General features: G+C 64.7%; 6 protein-coding genes. 2 read left to right on the top strand and 4 right to left on the bottom strand.

Annotated features, from left to right (window positions below):
- Positions 1-427: 427 nt before the first annotated feature.
- The gene (locus LRX77_RS10145) at positions 428-1,147 is read left to right on the top strand and encodes a recombinase family protein (RefSeq protein ID WP_231832780.1); all 720 of its coding nucleotides are present in this window, start codon (positions 428-430) and stop codon (positions 1,145-1,147) included.
- 148 nt (positions 1,148-1,295) lie between these two features.
- Here the strand turns inward: LRX77_RS10145 and LRX77_RS10140 are convergent, their stop codons facing one another.
- The 4 genes from LRX77_RS10140 to LRX77_RS10125 form a co-directional block, all read right to left on the bottom strand.
- Positions 1,296-2,315 (bottom strand): zinc ribbon domain-containing protein, encoded by a 1,020-nt coding sequence (locus LRX77_RS10140; RefSeq protein ID WP_331716163.1) that lies wholly within the window; start codon positions 2,313-2,315, stop codon positions 1,296-1,298.
- Between the two features lie 93 nt (positions 2,316-2,408).
- The gene (locus LRX77_RS10135; protein WP_231832790.1) at positions 2,409-3,074 is read right to left on the bottom strand and encodes a recombinase family protein; all 666 of its coding nucleotides are present in this window, start codon (positions 3,072-3,074) and stop codon (positions 2,409-2,411) included.
- A 74-nt stretch (positions 3,075-3,148) separates the two neighbouring features.
- Positions 3,149-4,942 carry an acetyl/propionyl/methylcrotonyl-CoA carboxylase subunit alpha gene (locus tag LRX77_RS10130; RefSeq protein ID WP_231832778.1) on the bottom strand — a complete coding sequence of 598 codons (1,794 nt, stop codon included), beginning with the start codon at positions 4,940-4,942 and terminating at the stop codon, positions 3,149-3,151.
- Between the two features lie 109 nt (positions 4,943-5,051).
- Entirely contained in the window at positions 5,052-5,693 is a 642-nt protein-coding gene (locus LRX77_RS10125; RefSeq protein ID WP_442961634.1) for a Maf family protein, read from the bottom strand.
- A 90-nt stretch (positions 5,694-5,783) separates the two neighbouring features.
- On the opposite strand from LRX77_RS10125, the gene LRX77_RS10120 reads away from it, so the two are divergent.
- Positions 5,784-7,172, top strand: coding sequence for a class I SAM-dependent RNA methyltransferase (locus tag LRX77_RS10120; protein ID WP_231832777.1), 1,389 nt, complete (start codon positions 5,784-5,786; stop codon positions 7,170-7,172).
- Positions 7,173-7,299 lie beyond the last annotated feature (127 nt).

Raw genomic sequence — 7,299 nt, 5'->3', positions numbered from 1 at the left:
CACCTACAACAGACGACGCAGACAACGAGCACTCGGAAAACTCACCCCACTCGAATACGAGATAACCTATCAACCCACTGCACAAGCAGCATAAGGAAAACAGTCAACCAAAGCTGCAGCACACCCGACTCAATCTCGTCGATTAGCTTGCTCTTCAGCTTGAACCGTTCATCGACCGTCAGACTCGTGCTGTAATTCTAGGCTGTTGCTTTGGCGTTGCGGGAGTTCTACGGCGGCTTGAGGCCTGTTTAGAGCGTTTGGTTGGCGGGGCGCCCTCCTAAGTGTCACTAATCGAAGATCATCGCGCGGCCGCTAAAAGCAAAAAAGCCCAAAGTCTCAGCGGCTGCGGTCCGTCTCCATGGCGTCACCAATGAGTGTCACTCAAATTGATAGTTCCTATGTTAACAAAACGCATAGGAGGAAAACTATGAACAAGTACGGCTACGCTCGCGTCTCGACCGCTGGACAGGAAGTCAAAACACAGGTGGAGATACTTAAGAAGCTTGGCATCCCAGAAGCCTTCATCGTGGCTGAGGTGATCAGCAGTAGGAAGAAAAACCGGCCTGGTCTTGAGAAGGTTCTCGAAGAGCTGGAGACCGGAGATGAGCTCTGGGTCACGAAGGTGGATCGGCTGGGCAGAAGTTACCACGAGCTCTACGATCTGGTGGAGGCTCTCGAAGCCAAGGGTGTCACTCTGGTCATCAACGGAACCAAGCACGATCCGACCACGGCCATGGGGCGGATCTTCTTCAACATGCTCGCGGTGATGGGCGAGTTCGAAAGGGACATGATTGCAGAGCGCACACGGGAGCGGCTCGCCTACGCGAAGGCCGAGGGCGTGGTGCTGGGCCGCAAGCCTGCTCTAACAGCAAGGCAGAAGACCGAGGCTGTCAAAGCCTACGACCAAAACATCTCGAAGAAGCGCATAGCCAAGATTTACGGCGTGAGTCGGGCAACGGTCTCCAAGGCCATCCAAGAGCGCCACGATGCTGAGGCCGCTGACAGCGATCCCAAGCTCCGCAAGCAGCTCAGAACCATGAAAACAGAGCAGAAGGCCATCATTCGGCATCTCGAAGAGGTCACTGAGGAAGCCAGGGAGGAGAAAGAAAAGCAGGCCGCCGAGGCCGCCTCAAGGAAGGCTGCCTAATCCTGGCCAAGACCAAAGGAGCCGCCGTGTGAAAGAGAGGGCACACGGCGGCTCCTTTTTTCAGCTCTGCTGGCAGGTGGTAGCACGGCACCAGAGGCCGCAGCTCGTGGCCTGAGACGCTCGTTGGGCCGGAGTGTGTGATCGTGCGCTAGTCGTTCCAGACCAGATCTATGCGCTTGCGGAAGACATTCCAGTCTTTGCCAGCCTGGCCTCTGGTGCCCTTCTTGATGATGACCTCTTTGAGTTCGCTGCGGAGGGTGAGGACCTTCTCCTCAGCCAAGGTGTCTATGTCCTCTGGCTCGCGCTCGGAGCTTGAGCCGTCGCCCCAGGGCTGGTTCTCCCATTTCGGCAGCGCTTTGGTCTCCGGGTGGCGGTAGGGGGAGCCGACTGCGAGTTTCTGAGCCCAGTCCAACAGGTCGCTAGTACGTTTGAAGGCCGGCTCTGGCTTGGCTTCGGTGGCGTAGTAGGTCTCTCGCTCGCGACTGAGCGCGTCCTTCTCTGCAGTGAGCGCTTCTACTTGGGGGAAGACGATGGCAGCTGAGAGCTTGTTCTCTCGGTAAGCGCTCAGAAGCTCGTCGGTCTTCTGCTGCACGACCGCAAGCCGATCTTCCCCTGACCACTGATCGGGTTTCGCAGGCTGCACAGCTGCTTCGCCCGTTTCCAGCTTGCCCAGGAGTCGGCTGGCAAGTTTGCTCATCACGTAGTCTTCGAGCTTCTCAGCAAGTGTGGACACATGGCCCCCACCTTTGCTGCAGCAGTAGGTGTTCGGCCGTGTGGCGTAGCCGAGCTGGCCGTACATCTTGTGGCCGCATTCGCCGCAGCGAACCAGTCCCCAGAGAACCCAGCTTCCCTGACGAACCTTGGTGATGCTGCGTTTCTTGAGCATGGCGAGGGCCTGTTCTCGCTCGGCGAGACTGATGATGGGCTTCCAGACACCCATCATGAGTTCGCCGTGCTCGTCCCTGAGCTCCTTGCGCTTGTAGATGCGCACACCCGCCGTCCGCCAGCCGACGAGCACCCTTCGCATCACGGTGTACTCCCAGCTGGGCTTGCCAGCAGCTGTAAGCACGCCCGCCTTCTCGAACTCCCTGCAGATCACTGTGAGCGAGGCACCTGCCATGATGCGCTTGAGACCGAAGCGAATCCACTCGGCCTCTTCCTCCCTGATGGTGACCCCATCCTTCTCCCAGCCGAATGGTCGTTGCCGTTGGAGCTTCGGGAGTCCTTTGAGAGCCTTGTGACGCGAAGCGGCGATCTGTCGTTATGAAATTCTGGCTGATTCTGCTGCGTCCACCGAGGCTTTGATGCGGGCGACCCTCTGGCCATCGGCCGTCGAGAGGTCATCGTTGCCTGAGACCACTGTGAAGATTTGGGCGCCGGTCTCTTCGTGGAGCTGGATTAGTTCTTCGAGCTGGAGCATCCGTCGGGTGATGCGGGAGTTCGAGTAGGCCACGATTCTGTTGAACCGGCCCGACCTCACATCGGCCAGCATCCTGTCGTAGCTTGGCCTGGGTGCATCCTCGATACGGCCAGTCTTGTCTGAAGCTCCGATGTCGTTGTCGGTGAACACTTCGCCAACCTCGAAGCCGAGAGTATAGGCGAGCTTACGGCACTTTTCTTCCTGGTTGGCGACCCCATGGGCATCGCCTTCCTCGTCCTTGCTGATGCGGCAGTAGATAGCGGCGTCGTCGAAGACGTCGCACCCGGTCTCGGCTGGCGCTGACGGTGGGCTGGCGCTGAGGGCGGGGCCGGGCTGAGGGCGGGGCCGGGCTGAGTGTGGGGTGGCGCTGCACGCCTCAAACAGCCTGGATACGTCAGTTTTGACACCGTTCCGTCGGGATTGCAGTGATCTCGGCGGAACGGTGCTCTTTCGAGCGGAACGGTGCTCTGCCTGGCGGAACGAGGCCCGCGCATCGAAAAGCCCCAACAAGGCGAAGGGCTGCCGTCACGATCACCACATGGTGCCCGTGACGGCAGCCCTTCCTGCCAGGCTCAGCGCAGCTACTCGTCTTCGATGGTGAGCAGCGTGTGCCCTGACGGAATCGTCTGCCCGAGCGGAGCATTCAGATTGCGCACGATGCCGGAACGCTGAGCGGTGATCGGCTGCTCCATCTTCATGGCCTCGAGCACGACCAGCAGGTCGCCCTCGATGACTTTCTGCCCCTCTTCGACGGCGACCTTGACCACGCTGGCCTGCATCGGGGTCGAGACGGCGTTCGTGTTGTCTCCGGTGACCTCGGTGGCGCGGAAGCGACGCTTCGGAGCCGGACGGCTCGCGGTGCCCCAGTCTCCCTTCACCAGCACGTCGGGCACGCTGACCTCCATGCGTCGACCGGCGACCTCGAGCACGATGTCGCTGCGCTTGGCGAAGATGCTCGCGCCCTCTGACGGGGTGCCGCTCCACGCTGGAATGCGATTGTCGAAGTCGTTCTCGATCCAGGTGGTGTGCACCTTGAACTGCCCGTCGGCGGCCACGAAGTCGGGCTCGTCGACGACCACGCGGTGGAAGGGCAGTGCAGTCGGCATGCCCGTGATCTCGAACTCGGCGAGTGCGCGGCGTGAACGCTCCAGTGCCTCTTCGCGCGTGGCTCCGGTTACGATGACCTTCGCCAGCAGCGAGTCGAACGCACCGGAGACGACGTCGCCGCCGGTCACGCCGGAGTCGACGCGCACGCCCGGGCCGCTGCACTCGCGATAGGTGACGATCGTGCCGGGAGCCGGCAGAAAGTGGTTGCCCGGATCTTCGCCGTTGATGCGGAACTCGAAGGCGTGGCCATGGTTCTCGGGGTCAGGGTAGTCGAGCTCGCCGCCCTCGGCGATGCGGAACTGCTCGCGCACGAGATCGAGGCCGGTCACCTGCTCAGAGACCGGATGCTCCACCTGCAGTCGCGTGTTCACCTCGAGGAACGAGAGGGTGCCGTCGTGCCCGATGAGGAACTCGCAGGTGCCTGCGCCGACATAGCCGGCCTCGCGCAGAATGGCCTTCGACGCCGCATACAGGCGGTCATGCTGTTCGTCGGTGATGAACGGCGCCGGTGCCTCTTCGACCAGCTTCTGGTTGCGGCGCTGCAGCGAGCAGTCGCGCGTGCTGACCACGACGACGTTGCCGTGCTCGTCGGCGAGGCACTGCGTCTCGACGTGACGCGGGCGCAGCAGAAACTTCTCGACGAAGCACTCTCCGCGACCGAAGGCCGCGACGGCCTCACGGGTGGCCGAGTCGAACAGGGCGGGAATCTCATCGAGCTCGTAGGCCACCTTCAGGCCGCGCCCGCCGCCGCCGAACGCCGCCTTGATGGCGACCGGCAGACCGACTTTCTCGGCGAAGGCGACGACCTCGTCGGCGCCCTCGACCGGGTCGCTGGTGCCCGGAGCCAGGGGAGCCCCGACCTTCTCTGCGATGTGACGGGCCGAGACCTTGTCGCCCAGCGAGGTGATCGCTGCGGGTGGGGGACCGACCCAGATCAGACCGGCGTCGATGACGGCCTGCGCGAAGTCGGCGTTCTCAGACAGAAAGCCGTATCCGGGGTGAATCGCGTCGGCGCCGGAACGCCGTGCCACCGAGATGAGCTTCTCGATCGAGAGGTAGGTGTCGGCGGCGCTGTCGCCGTTGAGGGCGTAGGCCTCGTCGGCAAGTCCAGCGTGAATCGCGTTGATGTCCTGGTCGGCATAGACGGCGACCGATGCGATGCCGGCGTCGCGTGCGGCTCGGATCACCCGCACGGCGATCTCGCCGCGGTTGGCGATGAGAACCTTGGTGATCTGACGAGGCAGAGTGGTATTGAGGGCAGTGCTCATAGTCGAACAGCCTACGATGCGCCGTCATAGATTCTGTGGCAACCTTCGACAAAATCGATTTGCCGGTTTCGTGCAGTCCTACAAGCACACGGTGTTCTGGCACCGCGCGTCAGCACAGCGCGTCGTGCCTGTTCCACAGGTCGGGCCAGAACACGCCCAGTTCGCGGGCCAGTCGGCGAACGACGGGCACTGAGAGCCCGATGACGCAGCTGGGCGCCCCGTGCACCGAGGTGATGAACGCCTGCCCGAGCCCGTCGACGGTGAAGCTGCCGGCGACCTCGAGCGGTTCACCGGTCGCGACGTACGCCTCGATCTCGGCGTCGCTGATGTCGTCGAAGGTGACGGTCGCGCTGTCCCAGGCACCTGCCTCGGCGACGACAGAACCGCCGCGGTGGTCGATCAGCCAGTGTCCCGAATAGAGCGTTCCGGTGCGGCCGCGCATGCGGCGGATGCGTTCCACGGCTCGCTGCGGCGTATGCGGCTTGCCGAGCGGCTCGCCGTCGATCTCGAACATCGAGTCGCCGCCGAGCACGAGCCCGTCGATCTCGGGTGCGAGCACGGCCCGCGCCTTCGCCCGTGCAAGCGTCGAGACGATCTGTGCGGTGCGCCCGCCGCGCTCGAACTCTTCGCCGCCGATCGCTTCGTCGCGAGACCTGGCCACGCTGTCACCGGCCAGTCCGGCGGCGGCGACCACGGCGTCCTCGTCGACGTGGCTCGGCACGACGATCGGCTCGATGCCGGCCGATCGCATCGTCGCGAGGCGGGCAGGCGACGTCGATGCGAGCACGAAGGGCACACGCGGGCGCCGAGCAGGGGACGCCGGGGCAGTAGAGTCGTTGATGTGCATGAGCAGACCTTTCCCGAACCGCAGTCGAACGCCAAGAACCCCAGCCGCAGACCCTCGAACCGCAGGCCCTCGAACGGCGAGGCCGCCGCAGCGAGTGACCCGCAGCCGCAGGTCGGCGACGTGATCGATCTCGATGTTACCGGCGTCGCTCACCAGGGCGTCTTCGTCGCGCGCCACGCAGGCCGCGTCGTGTTCGTGCCAGATGCCATTCCCGGCGAGCGGGTGCGTGCCCGCCTGACCGAGGCCAAGCCGCGCTTCGCCCGGGCCGTCGCGCTCGAGATCCTGGAGGCGTCTCCTGACCGTCGCAGCCAGGTGCTGCCCGAAGGCGACATCAGCCGCGAGCCCGAGGTTCGGGCCGGCAGCGCCGACTTCGGCCACATCGCCCTGCCGCGTCAGCGCGAGCTCAAGAGCATCGTGCTGCGTGATGCCTTCGAGCGCATCGGCCACTTCGACGCGGATGCCGTGGCGGGCTGGAACCTCGAGGTCGCGCCCGTCGGCGACGCGGCGTCACGCGATGCCGTCGATCTGCCGGGGCTCGAACCAGACCACCGACCGGGGCGGCGCTGGCGCACCCGCGAGCTGCTGCACGTCGACGCCGAGGGGCGGGTCGGGCCCTATGCGGCACGCACGCACACGGTCGTTCCGGTCGCCAGTCTGCCGCTGGCCGTTGACGAACTCGAAGAGCTCGGCGTGCACCGAGGGCTGCGCAAGGGCCACAAGACCGTGCAGCTCGTGATCGACGAGCGCAAGCACTTCGACGGGCCCGGCCGCACTCGCATCGTGCTCGACGGGGGTCACGGAGCGACGGTCGTGCGTCGGGTGCACGGCGTCGAGTTCCAAGTCGATGAGGGCGGCTTCTGGCAGGTGCATCGCGACGCACCGACCACGCTGGTCGACACGGTGGCGAGCCTCGTCGCCGTCGACCAGATCGACGCGGATGCGCCGCACCTCGACCTCTACGGCGGCGTCGGCCTGTTCGCCGTGTGGCTTGCACGCGCCGGCCTCGCGGTGACCACGGTCGAGGCCGACCAGCGCGCCAGTGAGCTCGCCGAGATCAACGCCCGCGAGTTCGAGCGCGTCGACGTGCGCGGCGAGTCGGTCGAAGACTTTCTGCGTCGCGAGGCAGAGCAGGCGCCCGCATCGATGTATCGACGTTCGCTGGTCGTGCTCGACCCGCCGCGCTCAGGCGCGGGCAAGAAGGTCGTCGCCGACTTGGCGAAGCTGCAGCCGGCTCAGGTGATCTATGTGGCCTGCGATCCCGTCGCCCTGGCGAGGGATGCTCGGCTGCTCGCCGACGCCGGCTATCAGCTCGCCGACGTGCGCGCGTTCGATCTCTTCCCGCACAGCCACCACTTCGAGACGGTGGTGTCGTTCGTGCGCTGAGTCGCCACCCGCTCGCATGTGCCCGCGCAGGTTTCGGGTGCCGCGTCGAGGCCCGGTCGCAGCAGGTCGCTCTGAGCCAGCTGTGAATGCCGCGGGTGCCGGTCGCCGTGAGCGAACGCCGGCACCG

Origin of the sequence: Pseudoclavibacter sp. 13-3, assembly GCF_021168475.1 — a bacterium.
GTDB lineage: Bacteria > Actinomycetota > Actinomycetes > Actinomycetales > Microbacteriaceae > Pseudoclavibacter_A.
Note: the sequence above shows the minus strand (reverse complement) of the source record. Positions and strands in the feature narration are given on the sequence as shown.

Excerpts from the sequence above, each read along its gene's own strand:
- LRX77_RS10130 (WP_231832778.1), bottom strand. The coding sequence starts at position 4,942 with ATGAGCACTGCCCTCAATACCACTCTGCCTCGTCAGATCACCAAGGTT.
- LRX77_RS10145 (WP_231832780.1), top strand. The coding sequence starts at position 428 with ATGAACAAGTACGGCTACGCTCGCGTCTCGACCGCTGGACAGGAAGTC.
- LRX77_RS10125 (WP_442961634.1), bottom strand. The coding sequence starts at position 5,693 with ATGCGATCGGCCGGCATCGAGCCGATCGTCGTGCCGAGCCACGTCGAC.